The 17,536-nt window shown below is 65.0% G+C and carries 21 protein-coding genes; 2 read left to right on the top strand and 19 right to left on the bottom strand.

Annotated elements, in window-relative coordinates; translation table 11 throughout:
• Positions 1–38 precede the first annotated feature (38 nt).
• The 6 genes from OOT46_RS29920 to OOT46_RS29895 all read right to left on the bottom strand — a co-directional run bounded on the left by OOT46_RS29920 (position 39) and on the right by OOT46_RS29895 (position 3,535).
• Positions 39–221 carry a hypothetical protein gene (locus tag OOT46_RS29920; RefSeq protein ID WP_265407282.1) on the bottom strand — a complete coding sequence of 61 codons (183 nt, stop codon included), beginning with the start codon at positions 219–221 and terminating at the stop codon, positions 39–41.
• Positions 222–255: 34 nt separating this feature from the next.
• Entirely contained in the window at positions 256–1,377 is a 1,122-nt protein-coding gene (locus OOT46_RS29915; RefSeq protein WP_265407281.1) for a hypothetical protein, read from the bottom strand.
• Complete coding sequence (locus OOT46_RS29910) at positions 1,377–1,502, bottom strand: hypothetical protein (RefSeq protein ID WP_265407280.1); 126 nt, start codon at positions 1,500–1,502, stop codon at positions 1,377–1,379. The genes OOT46_RS29915 and OOT46_RS29910 overlap by 1 nt, the downstream gene beginning before the upstream one ends.
• 110 nt (positions 1,503–1,612) lie before the next feature.
• Positions 1,613–1,975 (bottom strand): hypothetical protein, encoded by a 363-nt coding sequence (locus OOT46_RS29905; RefSeq protein WP_265407279.1) that lies wholly within the window; start codon positions 1,973–1,975, stop codon positions 1,613–1,615.
• Positions 1,975–2,616 (bottom strand): phage tail tube protein, encoded by a 642-nt coding sequence (locus OOT46_RS29900; RefSeq protein ID WP_265407278.1) that lies wholly within the window; start codon positions 2,614–2,616, stop codon positions 1,975–1,977. The genes OOT46_RS29905 and OOT46_RS29900 overlap by 1 nt, the downstream gene beginning before the upstream one ends.
• Before the next feature lie 106 nt (positions 2,617–2,722).
• Positions 2,723–3,535: a hypothetical protein gene (locus tag OOT46_RS29895; RefSeq protein ID WP_265407277.1), complete on the bottom strand. Its 813-nt coding sequence runs from the start codon at positions 3,533–3,535 to the stop codon at positions 2,723–2,725.
• A 178-nt stretch (positions 3,536–3,713) separates the two neighbouring features.
• Between OOT46_RS29895 and OOT46_RS29890 the strand changes: the two genes are divergently transcribed.
• Entirely contained in the window at positions 3,714–4,106 is a 393-nt protein-coding gene (locus OOT46_RS29890) for a hypothetical protein (RefSeq protein ID WP_265407276.1), read from the top strand.
• 20 nt (positions 4,107–4,126) lie between these two features.
• Here OOT46_RS29890 and gp17 read toward each other — a convergent pair whose 3' ends face one another.
• From gp17 to OOT46_RS29860, 6 genes are read right to left on the bottom strand one after another with little or no spacing between them, the layout of a single operon-like run.
• A complete protein-coding gene (gene gp17 / locus OOT46_RS29885; RefSeq protein WP_265407275.1) occupies positions 4,127–4,477 on the bottom strand; it encodes a tail completion protein gp17 in 351 nt (116 codons plus the stop codon).
• Positions 4,474–4,917 carry an HK97-gp10 family putative phage morphogenesis protein gene (locus OOT46_RS29880; protein WP_265407274.1) on the bottom strand — a complete coding sequence of 148 codons (444 nt, stop codon included), beginning with the start codon at positions 4,915–4,917 and terminating at the stop codon, positions 4,474–4,476. Before OOT46_RS29880 ends, gp17 begins: the two co-directional genes overlap by 4 nt.
• A 3-nt stretch (positions 4,918–4,920) precedes the next feature.
• Entirely contained in the window at positions 4,921–5,256 is a 336-nt protein-coding gene (locus OOT46_RS29875) for a phage head closure protein (RefSeq protein WP_265407273.1), read from the bottom strand.
• A gap of 10 nt (positions 5,257–5,266) precedes the next feature.
• A complete protein-coding gene (locus tag OOT46_RS29870; RefSeq protein ID WP_265407272.1) occupies positions 5,267–6,736 on the bottom strand; it encodes an SGNH/GDSL hydrolase family protein in 1,470 nt (489 codons plus the stop codon).
• Positions 6,737–6,746: 10 nt separating this feature from the next.
• Positions 6,747–7,310: a head-tail connector protein gene (locus OOT46_RS29865; protein WP_265407271.1), complete on the bottom strand. Its 564-nt coding sequence runs from the start codon at positions 7,308–7,310 to the stop codon at positions 6,747–6,749.
• A 19-nt stretch (positions 7,311–7,329) separates the two neighbouring features.
• Positions 7,330–8,607 (bottom strand): phage major capsid protein, encoded by a 1,278-nt coding sequence (locus tag OOT46_RS29860; RefSeq protein WP_265407270.1) that lies wholly within the window; start codon positions 8,605–8,607, stop codon positions 7,330–7,332.
• 316 nt (positions 8,608–8,923) lie between these two features.
• Between OOT46_RS29860 and OOT46_RS29855 the strand changes: the two genes are divergently transcribed.
• Entirely contained in the window at positions 8,924–9,292 is a 369-nt protein-coding gene (locus OOT46_RS29855) for a hypothetical protein (RefSeq protein ID WP_265407269.1), read from the top strand.
• A gap of 5 nt (positions 9,293–9,297) precedes the next feature.
• Here OOT46_RS29855 and OOT46_RS29850 read toward each other — a convergent pair whose 3' ends face one another.
• The 7 genes from OOT46_RS29850 to OOT46_RS29820 all read right to left on the bottom strand — a co-directional run bounded on the left by OOT46_RS29850 (position 9,298) and on the right by OOT46_RS29820 (position 16,884).
• The gene (locus OOT46_RS29850) at positions 9,298–10,074 is read right to left on the bottom strand and encodes a head maturation protease, ClpP-related (protein ID WP_265407268.1); all 777 of its coding nucleotides are present in this window, start codon (positions 10,072–10,074) and stop codon (positions 9,298–9,300) included.
• Positions 10,046–11,341 carry a phage portal protein gene (locus OOT46_RS29845; RefSeq protein WP_265407267.1) on the bottom strand — a complete coding sequence of 432 codons (1,296 nt, stop codon included), beginning with the start codon at positions 11,339–11,341 and terminating at the stop codon, positions 10,046–10,048. Before OOT46_RS29845 ends, OOT46_RS29850 begins: the two co-directional genes overlap by 29 nt.
• A 2-nt stretch (positions 11,342–11,343) precedes the next feature.
• Positions 11,344–13,032 carry a terminase large subunit gene (locus tag OOT46_RS29840; RefSeq protein ID WP_265407266.1) on the bottom strand — a complete coding sequence of 563 codons (1,689 nt, stop codon included), beginning with the start codon at positions 13,030–13,032 and terminating at the stop codon, positions 11,344–11,346.
• A gap of 6 nt (positions 13,033–13,038) precedes the next feature.
• Positions 13,039–13,425, bottom strand: coding sequence for a hypothetical protein (locus tag OOT46_RS29835; protein ID WP_265407265.1), 387 nt, complete (start codon positions 13,423–13,425; stop codon positions 13,039–13,041).
• A gap of 101 nt (positions 13,426–13,526) precedes the next feature.
• Complete coding sequence (locus OOT46_RS29830; RefSeq protein WP_265407264.1) at positions 13,527–13,883, bottom strand: HNH endonuclease; 357 nt, start codon at positions 13,881–13,883, stop codon at positions 13,527–13,529.
• A gap of 259 nt (positions 13,884–14,142) precedes the next feature.
• A complete protein-coding gene (locus tag OOT46_RS29825; protein WP_265407263.1) occupies positions 14,143–15,327 on the bottom strand; it encodes a hypothetical protein in 1,185 nt (394 codons plus the stop codon).
• 1,392 nt (positions 15,328–16,719) lie between these two features.
• Complete coding sequence (locus OOT46_RS29820; protein ID WP_265407262.1) at positions 16,720–16,884, bottom strand: hypothetical protein; 165 nt, start codon at positions 16,882–16,884, stop codon at positions 16,720–16,722.
• Positions 16,885–17,536: the final 652 nt, after the last annotated feature.

Genomic DNA, 17,536 nt, shown 5'->3' with positions numbered 1-17,536 from the left:
AGCAGTACGTCGTTGACGCGCTGCCGACCGCTCAACAGCTACGGCGGAAGCAGCGGCCCCACCTCGGACACGTCCTTGTACTGCTCACCCAGCTGGGCGATGGCCGACTGCAGCGCCGGCATCTCCTCGCTGGAGGCCGCACGTAGGGCTTCGTTGAGCACTTGCAGCGCCGCCGTGTACTCCTGGGCGCGGCTCAGGTCACGGGCTTCGATCAGCTTCACGGCCTGGCGCTGGGCTTCGCTGCTCGGCTCGAAGTCAAAACCCAGGTCCGTCCCCGAGCCCGTGCGCGCTTTCGGCGTCTTGCCGGCCTTCGGCTTCTCCTCCAGGTCCAGCGCGGTCAGCACCGGCTTCACCACCTCCGGGGTTCACGAAACCCCGGCCGCCGCCGGCCGAGCCATCCGTCAGGCCCAGGTAAGCAGCATTCGCCTCTCTGAACTTCTTTTTCGCGGTGTCCAGCTCGCGCGTCACGTTCGCGATTTGCGCCGCGACCTTCTCGGCGTTGCCGAAGTAGCCGATGCCGCCCGCCTGGTCGGCCTTGAGCTGGTTGAGGTGGCTATTCAGCTGGATCACCTCGGACGCGATGGCGGCCAGCTCCTTCTTGGCCTTGAACTCCTTGCCGAAGCCAAACAGCGACAGGAAGCCCTCGTCGCGCATCTGCTGCGTGACGTTGTTGAGCGCCGGCACCAGCGCCATGGTGAGACTGCGGGCGACGTCCCCCACTGTGGTCTGCAGCTGAAACAGCTCCTTGTTGTACCGGTCGGCTTCGTCGGCCTGCTCCTTGGTAACGGTGGCGGTCAGCTGGCCCGCCTCGGCCAGGTCCTTGAGGAAAGGCGCGGCCTCCTGCACGCTCTTGCCGAACAGCTCCTGCACTAGACGGGCCTTGGTGCCATCGTCGGCGTACTGCGAGAGGGCCGCGGCCACCTGGCGTAGGGCCTCGGACGGGGCCTGGCGGCGCAGGTCCTCGGCACTCAAGCCGATCGCCTGAATGGCCCGCGCCATCGCGCTGTCGGGCTCGGCCTCCTTCAGGACACCGTTGAACTTGACCAGCATCGAACCGACCTGGTCGAGCGTGCCACCGGTGAGGCGTGCGACGTTCTCCAGCCCGGAGATGTTCTCGATGGTGTCGCCGGTGGCGTCCGCTACATCGTTCAGCGCGTCGATCGCACCGACGGTCCCGTGGATGAAGCTGGCGATGGCTCCGACGCTGAAAGCGCCGGCAATAGCACCGCCCACCATCGCCGCGCCGGCTTTGATGCCTTCGAGCGCTTCCTGAATCTCCTGCGCGCGTTTGTCGGCCAGGCGGGCAGCCTTGTCCATGCCCTGTTCGAAGTTCGCCAACTTCGCTTCAAGGTCAATGGAGAGGGTGGCGAGTGCCATCAGTCGGGTTCCTTCGGGGGCCGGTGCGTCTTGATGATGTGCAGCCGGTGCAGCAGCGCCTCGACGTCGCTGACGCCGAGCAGTTCGACGACCAGCAGCAAGCCAGCCCAGTCCAAGCCGCCCATGCCGTTGCTCAGGTAGTTCCAGACCGTGATCGCAGTGCGGTCCTCAAGGCTGGCTTGAGGCGCTGCTTCGCCCTCGTACTGGACGCCGGCCGCCGCGTCCAGGAGGGCCGTCAGTTTTTTGCCGCTTCCTGCAAGCTGAAGCGGTGCTCGGCGATGACGCGCAGCAGCTCGGTCGCGATCGTCTTGTGCCAGGCGAGGCGGTCGGCTACCACCTCGGCCCACAGCTCGGTGTCGAAGGGCACTTCATCGCTGGAGCCGACCGCCTCGCCGAGGAGATCGGCCTCGGTGATGCCACTCCACCCGGTGACATAGTCGCGCACGTGCTCCACCTCGACCTTCATGCCCTTGTCGGCAATGAAACGCACCATTTCGGCCTCGGGTGGGCGGATGATGCGCACCCGCTTGCCTTCGGCCACCGGCACCCAGGACTCGCGCTGCGCCCGCAGCTTGCGGATCAGGACATCGGCGCTCATCAGGCGGCGCCCTCGATCACGAAGCCCTTGATCGTGACGCTGAAGCTGCCGCTGCCCACGGCACCCTGGGCCACCGATTCGCCGGGCAGCGAGGGCTGACCACGGAAGACCCGGACCGAGCCATCCTTGAAGCTGATGCGGAACACCAGGTAGTCGCCTTTACGAGCAGTCTCGCGCACGCGCTGCATGGCGGCCGAGCCGACGGTCTCGGTGCGCACGTTGAAGCTCACGGTCTGCGCCGCCAGCTGACCGTTTTCTTCCTGCTTCTGGTCGTCCAGCAGCACCGACACGTCGAGCTTGTCGGCCGCCGCTTCGCTGATCTGGTAGTCCACCGTGCTGGCGAGCGTGGCCCAGGCGGTAACCGGGATGAAGCTGCCGGCGCCGGCCGCGCCGTTGCCGGTCATGTCCAGGTCTTCCAGCGTGAAGTCGTTGGCCGTGACCGCAGCGAGGCGGCAGGCTTGCCCGACGAGCTGGGGTGCGTTCGCCAGTGTGCTGAAGTAGCCGACGCTCTTGGCGGTCAGACCGTGGGCGACGCTGCTCGCCACGGGCGGCTTGGCGGCAGACACGGCTGTGACCGCCTTGGCCGAGCCTTCCGTGGTGCCGATTTCGATGCGGACCCCGCGTCCGATGGCATAGGTCATGTGTGTGACTCAGAAAAAAGAAGCCCGGCGCGGCGGCCGGGTGGTTGCACAGACAAAAGGGTCGCCTCGTGGGCGACCCTTGCGGATATCGACCGCAGTGCGGCCTCTAGACGGCTGGGACTGGATCAGCGGCCACCGCATCGGTTCTCCGCTTGCCAATTTCAATCTTCAAGTTCTGCGCGTTGGGGATAACAACCAGTATGGGCTTCTCGGGGGAGCCGGTGTCAATGTAGACATTGCGCACCCCTAGCATTAGGAGCCGCCCTGTTATCGTCTGCGGCGAAGCTGCACCGTCCTCTATCCGTCCGACCTTGACGGGCAATTGACCACCCACCCTGTACTGCCTGAACCCGGTGTCCATGATCTCTGCGGTGAAGTCGTGCCCGAGTGCCGGCAGAAACAAGGACACGGCGAGCAGGAACAACGGCGCAACCCAATTTATCGCGGCCTCAGCCACCGTCTTGCGGAAGAAGAGAGTCAACGACACACAAAGCGCCAGGCTGAAAATTGAGAAGGCGCCAAGTAACACCCAGGTCCGCTCCTTGCCGAAGAAGGCAAGGAGGCCGAAGGGTATCCAGACCACCAAGGCCATGACCGTCATAAAAATCCAGGCAGGACGCGGCACCTTGAGATCAATGCGTCGGCGCAGAGTCAGCAGGGCAAGGAGGCCCCATTGGTAGAACGAGAGGGCCAAGAGCATGAAACCCGTCCAGGTCAGGACAGTGTTCATGCCCAGCATACCTTCAGCCAGCACGTCGAAGGACAGGAATCCTCGCTTTGCCGAATAGACCAGCAAGAGATAGGACGGGTAGAGCCGGAGCCACACGTACAACAGCAGGCCAACACCGACGCGGTAAATCACGTCTTTGCGGTGTTCCACCACCCAGGTCCAGGTGCGTCTCGCAATGTCTAACTCCATGTCTGTCCTCCACTGAGTAGCACGTTGAAGTGGGCACAGGATAGGAGGTGCTCCCCGCCCAAGTCATCCCCCCGGAAGAGGTCTGCGAAAATCCTCAGTTGATGCAGTTCTGGATCTATGCCGGACCGGCCGCATCACACCTCTGAGATCACTGGACACGACTGGGCTACAGGCAGCTATGAAGCTTTCGACAGGAACGATTGAGGCCATCCGCGCCCTTGGCCTGTACATTGCCGACACACCCGACTTCGAGGCCGATCACTGCGCTTTTCCAGATGGCTACGTGGTCAGCAAGCCCAAGACGGTCGGTGGCAACAGCATCCCAAACTACGAGGTATGGACGAAAGGCCCCGCTGGCGATGACATCGAGTGTGACGCGCCAGGCGTCTTCGTGTTCGGCAAAGAGGGGATATGGCATTGCGCCGTCTCCCTCTATGCGCCCGGCCCTGGTCCAGGGGAGTTCTGTCGCGCCGCGACGGGTGAAGCAGGTGTCATCGCCGAACTGCGCCACTACTACTTCGGGCCATCTGAGGACTTCCGCATGCTCCTCGAATACTGTTCATCCCGCTAGGCAAGGGGGCCGGGGATTCGTCAGGCCCACCACTCCACAGTCAGAACCACAGCATCAAGGTCCAGCTCGCCGCTGTAGCCAGTGGCCCGGGTGCGCACCGTGCCGGCGGCCAGCGCCATTGCCTGCTCGACGGCATCGGCGACCGCGTCGGCTTGCGCCTGGCTCTCAGCCCAGCATTGCGCCTCGAAGGTCACGCGGCCAGCGTGCTTGCTGCCGTCTAGGCCGTACACCGGTTCATGGGTGCTGCTGAAGGCGATGTAGGGGAGCGGCGTCCCCTCGGGCACGGCGTTCGCGGCGATGCGGTCGCCCACCAGGGCGAAGAGCGGGGCATGCTCGACCAGGGCGGCCCGGAAGTCGGTTTCAGCGCTCATTTGGGTCGATTCAGTCTCTGGATGGCCGGGCCCGCCACCTGGGTGAACTTGCTGAGGGCGTCGCCGAGGCGCTGCCCCCCCTTCTGCAGGAAACCCCTGCCCTCCAGCTTGGTCGTGCCGAACTCCAACCACCGCCAATAAAACGGGTCCGTCGGGCTCGTGGCGCCGCGCTGGCCCTTCTTGGCGGGGCGCACATTGACGAAGACGCCGACGTCGCCCGCGCGCCGCGCCCGTTTGCTGGTCCGCACGGCGATCGCCTTCTGCACGGTGCCAGGCGCGCGGTACGGCACCGGGCGCTCGTTGCTGAGGACGGGCGCGTGCTGCTTGGCTTCGTCCCGCACCACTCGCGCGCCGGCCGCGAGCGCGCGCCGCAGCACCTTGCGGCGCAGCTCGTCAGGCAGTCCGCGCAGCGCGTCGATGACGCTGTGGAGTCCCTTCATGCCCTACTCCCCTCGCCCGTCTCGCACGCCCTGGCTGCACATCAGCTGCAGCCACTGCCGTTTGCCTTTCACGTCGATCACCGAGCTGATGCCGTGCGGCTGCCCGCGCCACAGCACCCGCAGCGTGGGCACGACGCCTGGCCGGTAGCGGATGGTGAAGCGCACCGTCACCTCGGACTGCGCCTGCGCCGCCGCGAAGAACTCGCGGCCTTGCAGTGGCTCGGCCTTGGCCCACACCGCCGCCTCGTCCTCCCAGGCCACGACCTCCTGCCCATAGCCATCCTTCACCGTGCCGCGGCGCTGCAGGGTGATGCGCTGGTCCAGTTCTCCGGCGGTCATGCACCGGCCCTCAGTACACCAAGGCGGCGTTGGGCGCCTTGCGCAGGCGCGGCCGGGACAGCCGGATGTCCGCCGAGCCGGCACCGTTGAACAGCAGCGCCAGCGTGGCGTCGAGCGACGTGGTGCCGCTGCTCACCTCCCACCAAGGGGTGCCCAGCCGCAGCGGTCGCAAGGCGCCGCCCGGCAAGGCCCGGTCGTTGGCTGGCGTGACCAGGTCCCGGCTGATGTCGATGATGTTGAGGTTGCCGCTGTTGCGCACCGCGTAGAACGGCAGCGCCCGCAGCGACGACGAGGACGTCACCCACACATCGATCTCCAAGCTGATACGGTCCCCCACCGAGACCAGCGGCAGCAGGTGCGAGCTCGGGATCGTGACGTTCACTCGGTCGTTGGCCGCGTTCGCCGTGATCTGCAGGCGCTGCGCCAGACCCAGCCCGTCGTGCGCCGACGCCATCGAGCACACGACGCCCGGTGTGCCTGCCACGCGAGTCACGTTGAAGGAGTCCCAGGTCGTGCCGTTCACCGGCGCTGTCGCCGCTTTCGTCGCGGTCATCCCGGTATCGGCCAGGTGGTTCCACTCGTCGAGCTCGTTGTGCACCATGTCCCGGGTGAACAGGTCCACCGCTTCGAAGCAGGCGTCGGCCACCTTGTAGGCGCCCAGGTTGCTCAAGTGCTTGGTGTCCTCGAAATGGTCGGGGAGCGCTTCGCCGACGTCGCTGGCTGGGTCCACCAGGGCCGCCGGCCAGTTCAGGAACAGCACGTTGCGCTTGCCGGCCGCGTAGCTGCGCAGCAGCTCGACATAGGCGAAATACTGCTGCAGCTTGGCCGCGGAGTAGGCGGCGTCCGCTGTGGACCACTGCTGTGGGGCGCAGACGATCAGCCGGATGCCGCGGGCGAGTAGCGCCACGAAAATCTCGACCGCATTGGCAAAAACGGACGCCGCTGGGGTTCCGTTCATGAACAGGTCGTTGATGCCGCCGTGGAACCAGACCAGGTCCGGCTCCTCGTCCAGCACCAGCGGCACACGCGCGAGCATCTGCACCGTCGTGTGGCCGCCGACACCGAGGTTCTTGACGATGTGGAAGCGGCGGTCGAGCATCGCATTGAGCCAGTGGATCGGCCCCTTCGCGGTCGCCGCGACGCGGTTGACGCCGCCGCTGTTGCCGACCTCGTGGTGCTTCTCCATCGACGACGAGCCGAAGAGCACCGTGCGGTTGCCACCCGAGGCACTGGCGGGCAAAGGCAGCGGCACCACTTCGCCGCCGGGTCCCCGCAGCCCGCGCACGCCGCTGCCCTTGACGACCCATTTGACCGCGCCGCCGTCGACAACCTCGGCCTCGGGCTCGCGCCAGACAACGCCGGCCGCGGTATTGGTATCGGCCAGGCGGGCTTTCACCAAGCCGGCTTCCGTGCCGGCATCGAGCGACACCACCGCATTCGCGGGATACCGGTCCCAGGTGGTGAGCAATCGAACGGTCATGTCCTCCCCTTCAGGCCCACACCCGGTAGGGATCGAGCAGGCTGTCGGTGTACGGGAGCGGCTGCACCCCGCCGGTGGTGCTCGCTTCCCGGTTTTGGTAGAGATGGCCCAGGTGGAGCAGCATCCAGGCCTTGAGGGGCGGCGGCACGTCGGCCGCGCTGGTGCCGTAGCCGGCGCGATAGCGCACCCGCACTGCCCCCGGCTGTGGGCGCGTCGCCGGCCAACCCGCTCCGTAACCCGGCAGCAACCGGGCCGGCTCGCTGTCCTTGTCGAGCTGGTAGGCTGCCGGCCTGAGGATCTGCTCCGCGCCAGCCGGATCGATGTACTTCACGGACAGCACCTCCATCACGCGGGGCAGGAACAGCGACAGCACGTCGCAGAAGGCATCGGCGACCAGTTCCAGCGTCGTTTCGATCAGGGTGCGCCGACACTCGGCCTCGCACGCCATCCGCACCGTCTTGATCAGCTGCGCGATCAGGACGTCTTCCTCGTCGCCGTCCACCCGCAGGTGCAGCTTCGCTTCCTGCAGGTCAATCGGCTCCACGGTGGCGTCGGTGATCTTGAGGATTGGCATCGCTCCCGCGCCTTTCGTATCAGGTCGCCGAGTTCGCGTAGTGCTTCACTGCGCCGCCTGCGTCGATCAGGTTGCCGCCGAGGCGTTGGAACGCCACGAAGCCGACCTGCCCCTTCAAGGTGAAGGCGCTGTCGGTCATGCGGAACATCGTCAGGTCCATCACCCGACGCACCATGTACTTGCGCAGCAGGCCGAACAGGATGGACTTGGCGTTCGCCGCCATCACCGGCATCTCCTGTGAGATCGTGATCGGCCGTCCCATCAAGGTGTCGGGGGCGCCACCCGGCGAGCCGGACTCGTAGCCCGGCACGAAAATCGGGCGAGCATTGCTGTCCTTGATCTTGCGCACGACCTTCAGGGTCTGGTCGTGAAACATCCAGCCGGTGCCCGGCATGCGGCGATAGGCCGGATCCACGCTGTGCTCCAGGTCCACCAGGTCGTCGTACGTGACCGTCACGGTCTGACCGGTTGCGCCGGCCTTGCCCAGCGTCGAGCCCGTGAGGATGCCCCGCGGCTGCCCGGCGCCTGAGCCGATGGTGCAGTGCTTCGAGAGGATGCGGCCCAGGCGCAGCGCGAGCAGTTCCTGGATGTAGAGCTCGATGTCGATGAAGCTGTCCTGGATCAGCTCCCACGGCAGCGCGATCTTCTTCGACGAGTATTTGTAGACGGTCAGCTGCGCGTTGCCGAACTGGGTGTCCCCACCGGTGACGTCGGTGCTCTCGCCGATGATCTCGCCCTCTTCGGACGTGGCGTCGGCGGTCGGGAAGTTCATCACCGCGCCGCTGCCGGTCTGGATCATGCTGGCGACCTGCAAGATGCCGCCGTAGTCCTTCATCGCGGTCTCCAGCTGGCGCTGGTATTCCGTCGCGACGGTGTAGCCACCCTCGGCCGGCACGCCCGTGCTCATCGCCGCGTGAAGCGTCGAGTGCATGCTCTGCTGGATGTCGGGCGTCACGCGCATCTGGTGCTCGGCGCGTTGCGTGTCTGACAGGGCTGCCAGGCCGCCGGCCAGGAAGGCTTTGAGGGCCCTGCTGTGGTCGCTGTGCCGCGAGGGGTCCCGCGTCGCCTGCTCGCGCGTCCGGTTCAGCAGCATGTCGGTCTGTTCGGCCGCGAGCTGGGCGAGGCGCGTCTCGCGGCCGATCTCACCGTCGATCGCTTCGATCTCGGCCAGGAGAGCGTCGAGTTGCGAGGCCTCGGCCGCGGGCATGCGCTGCTCGGCGGGGTAGCGGTCGTTGAGCGTGCGGGCTTCGACGGCCTTGGCATTGCGGCGCTCGCGCAGTTGAGCGAGTTTGCTCATGAGGATCCTTTCAGCATTGGAAAAGAGAAAGCCCGCCTTGAGCGGGCGGGCCTGGTTCGGGGTCGAGAACGTCGGAGCACGGCCGATCGCTGTTCCGGCTTGCATCAGAGACGACGTGGAGCGAGAACTAATGCTTCACGCGCTGGGTATGGGCGGTTCTGGCGCTCGCTGACGATGGCGAAAAACAGCGACACTTACCGACCGGTCTCTCCATCCCTCAGAAAGAACAGACAAAGTGAGAACGCTTCGAAGCGCCGTCCAGCTCGGTCTCGCCATGGTCCTCGTGGCACTCTGCGAACAATCGCTTGCACGAGACATGCTGACCATCGACGGTCAGTTCACGGTCTGCCGGTGGGGCGAGACAGCGACCTGTGACGCGCTCGACAAGCAGCGGGAGAAGGCGCTTCGCCTGACTCCGACGGAACAGAAGAACTTGGACGAGCTGAGGCGATATAGCGCCGCGAAGTCCTTTAACGGCAAAGATCTCATCGCCTCGTTCGGCCAACCATGGACCTCCTTCAAGGATCCAGCTGACACAGTCAACATCATCTGGCTGTACGACCAACGAGAGGGACACCCGGCAAGCTCGTTCGGGATGGTGTTCGTAGACAACAAGTTATCCATCATCACCTACAAGGTGCCGAACAAGTTCTCGATCATCTGGTACGCGAAGCTTTCCAAGTAGCACGCCTACCTAGGCAGTAGTCTCGTCAGCACTGCGAGACGCAGGCGCTGGCGTTCTCGGTAGTCCACCGAAGCCGCTGGCTCACGGTCCAATGGTGTTGCCAATGGACCCCGACATGTGGGCGCCGGGACCGGACAGGGCGCCTTCGCGTAGGCGCTCAGGTTCCACCCACCGTTTGCCTTCGCTTCGGCATCGGCCAGCCGGTCGGCGAATCCGTGCTCGACCGCCTCCTGCGCCGTGAACCAGGTCTCGGCCGCCATCCAGTCGGCGATTTGGTTCGGGTCCTGCTGCGTGCGGTCGGCATAGGTCTCGACCAGGGTGCCGTCGATCTTCTCCAACAGCGCCGCCGTGCTGAGCAGGTCGTCGCTGTTGCCCCAGGCGACCGTCCACGCCTTGTGGATCATGAACAGCGCGCCCTTGGCTATGACGACCTCGTCGCCCGCCATCGCGATGAAGGTCGCCGCGCTTGCGGCCAGGCCGTCGATGTGCACGACGACACGGGCCGGGTGCTCACGCAAGGCCTGCTCGATGGCGCGCGCCGCCGGCACGCTACCGCCGGGGCTGTTGATGCGCAGGTGAATCGTGCTCGCCGTGATGCCGCGCAGGGCCTTCACGAAGCTCTGCGGCGACACGCCGCCCCAGTATTCGGCCTCCAGTTCGTCGTCAACGATGGCGTCATAGAGGAAGACCTCAGCGCCATCGCCCTGCTCCGCGGCCACCACTTCGAAGCGTCGCGAGGGAGCCCGCCGGTTGTCAGCCAGTAGTTTCAGGAGGCGGTTCATTCGGGCTTCCTTGGTGGATGGTGTCGCCGCCTTCGATGGGCGGCAGGTTTTCGAGCCGGCGGACTTCGTTCGCGCTCATCCAGGCCGGTTCGCCGGCCCGGCCCAGCGCGATGCGGTAGGCCTCGTTGCGGCTCTTCAGGTCGCCGCGCTCCATCGCGGCCGTCACATGCTCCACGAAATAGCGCTCGCGCACCGGCCACAGCTTGCGGTTGAACTCCTGAGCGATCGGCGTCAGGTGGCGTTGCAGCGTGTACTTTACGAAGCCGATGCCCTGCTGCTCGATGCCGCTGCCCCAGCTCGTCGTCTTGTCGGTGTGGCCCACCATGTGCGGCGGCACGCCGAAGATGCGGCAGATCTCTTCGACCGTGAACAACCGCGTCGCCAGGATCTCGGCGTCCTTCGGGTTGACGGACAGCTGTGCCGGCTCCAAACCGCCGGTGAGGATCAGCGGCGCTCGGCTGTTCTTGCCGCCGGTCATCCGTGCGAGCAGTGAGGTACGCAGGGTCTCCAGTTGCTCCGGGCCGAGCTTCGACTCGGTCTTGAGCGCGTAGTCGAAGGTGGCGCCCTCGCCGAAGAAGCGGGCGTTGTAGCCTTCGGCGGCGAGTGCAATTCCGATCGCCTCGCGCGCTGCGTAGGTGATCGGGCTCGGGCTGGTGAGGCCATCGAAGCCGAGGCTCGGCAGGTGGATGACATCGGCACTATCGAGCACGTAGGCGGGGCCATGTTCCGGGGTGACGCGGTACAGCAACACGCCGCGACTGTCCCGAAACGGTTTCACGCGCAGCGGGTGAAGGGGCCGCCAAGCGGTGATTCGGTTGCTGCTCTGGCTGGGGCGCAGCAGTTCCGCGTAGCCATCGCCATAAAACAGCTTAGCGCCGATCAGGTACTCCCAGGCGGCAAAGGCAGTCATGTCGGGGTGCGCCTGCTCGTTAAGCAGCCACCAATAGTCGTGCTTCGCCTTGCGGCGCGCGTCGCCGTCACGCTCGTATACCGCCAGCGGCAGCGAGGCGATGGCACCTGCGATCAGGGAGACGCAGGCGTAGACGGCGGACACCCGCATCGCGGTCTCGGGGGTCACCGCCACCCCGGCCCCCGTGCCGCCGGCCAGGCCCAGCACGTTCAGCAGCTGCTCGGCCGTGAGACCAGTGGTGCTGCCGTTCTCTGCTCTGATCCCCGCACGGCCTGGCCCGCCCTCGCGCGACGCCAACCAGGCGCCGAGCACGCGCGAGTCGTGCCGCTTGGCCGTAAGGTTGAAGGTCAGCGCCATGCTCACAAGTCCAGGTTGATGATGGCCGGCACGTCGTCGGGCGCGTCCACGGCCGCCGCACGGGCCATTGCGATAAACGCCGCCACGGCGCCGTCGATCTTCTGGTGGTCCTGCCCCTTCTGCTTCACGGGCGAGGACAGCCCCTTCTTCGTTCGCCGCGCCACCACGTTCGCCATGCACCAGGTGGTGATCTCGTTGCCATCGTGGTGGAATCGGCCGTCTTTGACGGCCGCCTGCAGCTCGTCGATGGGCACGGCGAAGTTGGCCGGGTTCTGGATGAACTCGACCGCCTCGATGCCGTCGGCCATCAACGCCTGCGCCAGCTGCGTCGCGTTGAAGGGGTCGTAGACCACTTCCTTCGGGTTGATCCGTTTGCAATCCGCCTTGACGGTCTCGGTGATTAGCTCGAAATCGACCGTCGCGCCATCCGTCTGCGTCAGCAGGCCCTTCTTCACCCACGCCACATACTTGGCGTGGTTCGGGCCCGGTTCCTCGATCGCCGCTTCCGGCAGCCAGTAGCGCCCGAAGAGGTAGAAGTGCGGCTTGCGGTGCGACAGGCGCCGGTACAGCCGCTGCTCGGCGCACAGGTCGGACTTGCTCGCCAGGTCGAGCGCGATCCAGCAGTTCGTGCCGATCAGCTCGTCTTCGTCGAGCAGCGGGTCGGCGCACAAGGCCCACTGCTGCATGTTCATCAGACCGGCGAGCACCGAGCACCACACGTTCAGGTGCTTGGTCTTGAACTTGTTCTGCTGCACCGGGTTAAGCATCGCCTGGCGCTGCTGGCTCAACAAAAAGTCGGCATCGACCGAGACGCCGAAGTTCGGGTTCGCCTTGATCAGCAACTGCGGGTCGGCCCAGTCGTCTTCCGGGTCGATGCCGAAGATCATGCCGAACAGCTCGTCGTTCTCGGTCACGCCGTCGAGCACCTGGGCCAGCTCGGTGTGCTTGTCGAAACACGGGCCGGCGATGTTGTAGCCGGCCGTCGTGATGACGAACATCAGGGGCTGCTCGCGGGCGCCCATGCCCGTTTCCATCGTGTCGTACAGCGCGGGCGTGTCGTGCTCGTGAAACTCGTCCACGAGCGCGCAGGACGGCGAGGAACCATCGCCGGGGTTGCCGATGATGGGCTCGAATTTGCTGCCGTCCGAGGGTTTGACCAGGGCCTTCGCCCACACTTCGGCGCCGACAAACTCGCGCAGCTGGGGCGTGCGCTCCAGCATCAGCTTGGCAGGGCGGAACACCTCCCAGGCTTGCTTCTCCGTCGTCGCACCGGAATACACCTCGGCGCCGAACTCGCCATCCATCAGCATCATGTAGAGGCCGACACCCGCGGCGATGATCGACTTCCCGTTCTTCCGCGGGATCTCCAGATACGCAGCGCGGAAACGGCGCCGGCCATCCTTCTTGCGGACCCAGCCGAACAGCACGCAGAAGATGAACTTCTGCCAGGGCTGCAGCCGGATGCACTCGCCCTTGGCGGCCCACCGGCCCTTGGTGTGCGGCAGCAGCTCGACGAACTTGCACACGCGCTCGGCCTTCGCCGCGTCGAAGGTGTAGGCCCACGCCTTGTTCTTCGCCCGCTTCAGGTCGTTCAGGTGGCGCTCGACGGCGCGCCGCACGTAGCGCCCCGCCGGGATCCTACCGGCCGTGACATCGGCTGCGTACTTCAGCGCGTCATGGACGTGGGACATGGAGGCTCACAGGTTGGCGAACGGGTTGTCGTCCTCCTTCTTCGGGGCCGACACCTTGGAGCGATCGGCCGGTGTCATGCCGAACTTGCCGATCAGGGTTTCGTAGCGGGTGAGCAGGCCGGGCGGCATCAGCCAGTTCGCTTGGCGCAGCTGGTGCAGCAAGTGGGCTGCCATCTCCAGCGCGAGGCGGTCGGCCTTGCAGACGACACCGGGGTGCGTGAGCGACATGATCTCGCGCCAGCAGGCCTTGACCTCTTCATCCATCGACGCAGGCGGCTCACCGACGTCGCCGTTCGAATCGGGCTCGTTCTGACGCGCACGGCCGCGTGCTGGGTCCTTCTTGAAGGCGCCGCGCAGTGCAAGCACGTTCGACGGTGTCCGCGACTTCGCCATGCCAAATTTCCAATTGCGGATGCAAAAAAACGCTGAGGGGCTCGGTTTCCAGAAGAGACCGTTTCAACTTTTCTGGCCCCCCTCCCCGCTTCTGCTCCCTGTCAGGGCACCGGTCTGGTGCGGGCTCTCAGGGCCTCGGCGAGGGTTTTCTCCCCGTGGCAGGGGGCACAGAGCCCCTGGATGTTCTCGGGCTCATCGCTGCCACCCTCACAGAGCGGCACGATGTGGTCGCGTTGCGTGGCCAGTGTCACGCGCCCTTGCCGCTCGCACTCGGCGCACAGCGGGTTGCGCGTAAACAGCTGGTGCCGCATCTCCTGCAGGCGTCGGCCCGTCACGCGCTTCACCGGCGTCTCGCGCTTCTGGCTCCATGCCTTTATCGGATGCCGCTCGCACCGGCCGGTGGTGCTCAGCGCGTTGCACCCGGGGTAGGTGCAGCGACGTTTGGGAGCTGGGGGCATGCGGCGGGAACGAAAAAGCCCGCCGAGCGATGCAGGGCGGGCTTTGAGCGACAGACACTCAGTGTGCCTGTGGGACGAGATTTGATTACATCAAGGGGACGGTGTCAACCACCCGTTTGATGCGAATAGCAGCGCGCCTCCTTGCCCGTGGTGCGCCTCCGCTCGTGACACCTGCTCCATGCTTCGTGAAGTTCTGCCGACGCGCTGGTCGAGCCCTTTGGTGCCTGCTTACTTCATAGGTTCTGGTCCTGTGCTGCGATCAGTTGATGTTTTTCCCGACCGCAAGCAGATTGATCTGGCCACCGCGCGAGGCCCAGTCGCTCCAGCCGCCATTGGGCGCGAGTTGCCATTTATGCCAAAGACCGCCGTCGTTGCCGCGCGCAAAGATCTCCTGCCGACCGTCGTGGTTGCGCCCGAGCGCGAGTCGATCCACCCATCCACCCAGCGAGTACCAATCGCTCCAGCCGCTGGCACTCTGCCACTTGTGCCACACCGCCCTGTCGAGGCCACTCGCCACAATCTCCAGATACCCGTTGGCATTCGCACCAATTGTCAGCAGGTCAACCCATCCTCCTTGGGAATACCAGCCACTCCAGGTGCCATTGGGTGCGACCTGCCAGATGTGCCACACAGCACCGTCAACGCCTCGCGCAAAGACCTCCTGGCGGCCATCCGCATTGCGCCCGAGAGCAAGCCGATCAATCCAACCACCGAGCGATTCCCAACCGCTCCATCCGCCGGAATATTGCCATTGGTGCCACAAGGCTTTGTCGATGCCACGCGCAAACAGTTCCAAGTACCCATTAGCATTCTGCCCGACGGCCAAGAGGTCGACCCAACCGCCCCGCGACGTCCAGCCGCTCCAGCGGCCGCTGTTTGGTGCTAACTGCCAGATGTGCCAGACAGCCCCGTCGCTGCCGCGGACAAATACTTCCAGACGGCCATCGGCGTTTCGCGAAACGACCGCCGGCTGCTCGAATGGCCCGGTGCCGATCATGTCGAACCAGCCGCCCAAACTGGCCCAGTTGCTCCACGATCCGCCCGGGGAAGTCTGCCAAATATGCCAGAGAGCACCGTCGTTGCCTCTCGCAAACACCTCCAGCCGGCCGTCGGCATTGCGCCCGACCGCGAGCCGGTCCATCCAGCCTCCGAGCGAGCCCCAGTTGCTCCAGCCGGTGGCATCCTGCCAGATGTGAAATAGCGTTGATTGTGGATTGGTGACGAACACTTCGAGCCGGCCAGGTTCGAGAGGGTCGGCTTGTTGGGCGCCGACCTGCTCCGAGGCCGGCCGGATCGTTTCGGCAAGGGTTACCGGTAGCGGCATACCGGTCCGTCTGGTTCCGTCGGTTTGCGCGACCCGCTTCGTTGTGTTCGCGTGCGTGGCGTGCATGCCGGGGGGCGCCATGCTCTCGATGGTGTTGCCGAGCCCGACCTCGCTGCTCACCGGCGTATCCGCCCGCATAGTGTCGCCAATGATCGGAACTGGCATTCCAGTAGCCCGCCTGGAGCGCGCACTACCGGGTGTCTGTGCCTCACCCTCTCGCGCGGGGTCCTTACCTCCATTGAAGCTCGGTTTAGGGGGTTGCTGCTGCTCAGCCATCATGTCCTCCATGAGTTTCGTAGGTGGGTTTCCACCGGCGGCAATGCACCGGGCAACCCACATAGGCGAGCCTAGAAGGAAGCAGAGGCGTTCGTTAGAGCTGGTTGTCACAGGGTGCGGTATTCCCACCTCTCGCCCGCTCTCGACCCGATCGATGAGCAGATCAGAGCTCACGGCACCGCCGATGTGGCAGCAAGACGATGCGTCGATTCGCATGCGCGTTCGCCAAGATTCGCCGTGGCGCTGCCTCGGCGCAGCTCGCGTTATGGGGCAAATTTTTTAGCTGTCCCTGTGCATGCAGCGACGGTCTCAGCCACTGTATGCGGCCACCGATGCGACCTTCCAACGGCGGTACGCTCATCCATCCCTGCTGCATTCATACAGCGGCACGGTTTGGTAGGGCTGAGTAGTCAGTCTCACGCGCACTCACCTTTCACGCTCGGCCACAGCGGGTTGCGCTTGAACAGCTCGCGTCGCAGCTTCTCAAGGCGCCCGCCAATGATGCGCTTGACAGGTGTCTCGCGCTTCTGGCTCCATGGGTTGATCGGATACCGCTCGCACCGGCCCACAGTGACGACACCGTGACTGGGCCAGGTGGGCAGCTTGGCACTGTTTACCGCTCTATCTACAGTCGGGTCATAGCCCCGGCATTGAAGATGAGTAGTTCCCGGCCCGGTTCGTTGGAAGCCCGTTCGCTTTCCAGCCGGTGCCGCAGTTCGTGCATCGGAGCCGCGGTGTGCATATTGTCACCGGCCGCGGTCCGTTCGCCATCACCAGGAGATATGCCATGGCACGCCCTCTGACGACCAAGCTGCTCGCGGCAAGCGCCGCTGCTGCGTTCCTATGTACACCGTCCGCCATAGCCGGCGCCCAGATTTGGACTCCACCGTCCACATGCACTGCTCTCAATTGTGGAGCGACCATACTGCATACCAACATCCTCTCCAGCAGCACCAATCCGGGAGGTAGCGTCCTACCCTTCGTGATCCAAGTGCACAGTTCACCGGCGTCCTGCCTGCGGCTTGACGTTCTCAATCAGACAAGCGACCTTGAGATGGTTTTGACCAGCCCCGATGGGACGGTGTGGCGCAGCGACAATCGGGCCGGCAGTACCTTGCCACTGATTGTTGTTCCCGTCCCTCCCTCCCAGGGTTGGTACACGGTGCAGTTGTCGACGGCCAGTGGTTCTATTCCCTCCCCGGGTACGCACGCCTCCGCCGACCTGGCCTATGGCCGCTACACCAGCACCGGCAACCCGAATTGCACGGGCGCGTCCACCGCACTCATGCCCGCATCGGACAGCCTGTAGGGCGTGTTGGACAAATTAGCCCGCTCTATGTCGCGGGCCGGACCTTCATAGGTCGACGCAACGTTGTCCAGCGAGACTTGCAGGACGCCCATCTGCAGACGCGGCGGGATTGCATCGACCCGCGGCCGGGAGCATGTGGCACCCCGGAATGGAACTTCGGTGTTTGGGAGTAGGTGGCATGTGACGGGAACGAAAAGCCCGCCGAGCGATGCAGGGCGGGCTTTTATTGACAGACACTCAGTGTGCCTATAGGTCGAGATTTGATTGCAAGGTTGATGGCTTGTCAACCGACGGTTTGTCGCTCGGCAGCAATGGATACGTTTTAGGGACAGGCCCATTCAAGCAGTGTCAGTTGTTCCTTTCGTACCAATAGGCATCTTGTACCGAGCCGTTGGGCCCAATCCACCAGACCTCCATGCTGCCTGGGATGCGGGAGACTGCTGCAACCGCACCACTCGCGCTACCGGGTGACGCGAGTTCGAAACGCCTCCACCCCACATTGACGTACCAGTAGGCGTCCTGTACCGACCCGTTGGGCGCAACCCACCAGACCTCCATGCTGCCTGGGATACGGGAGACCGCTGCGATCGCACCACTCGCACCACTCGCGCTACCGGGTGGCGCGAGTTCAAAACGCCTCCACCCTACATCGACGTACCAGTAGGCGTCCTGTACCGACCCGTTGGGCGCAACCCACCAGACCTCCATGCTTCCTGGGATGCGGGAAACTGCCGCAATCGCACC

The organism is Aquabacterium sp. A7-Y (assembly GCF_026153205.1).
Lineage (GTDB): Bacteria > Pseudomonadota > Gammaproteobacteria > Burkholderiales > Burkholderiaceae_C > Caldimonas.
This window is presented reverse-complemented; position numbering and strand designations above follow the sequence as displayed.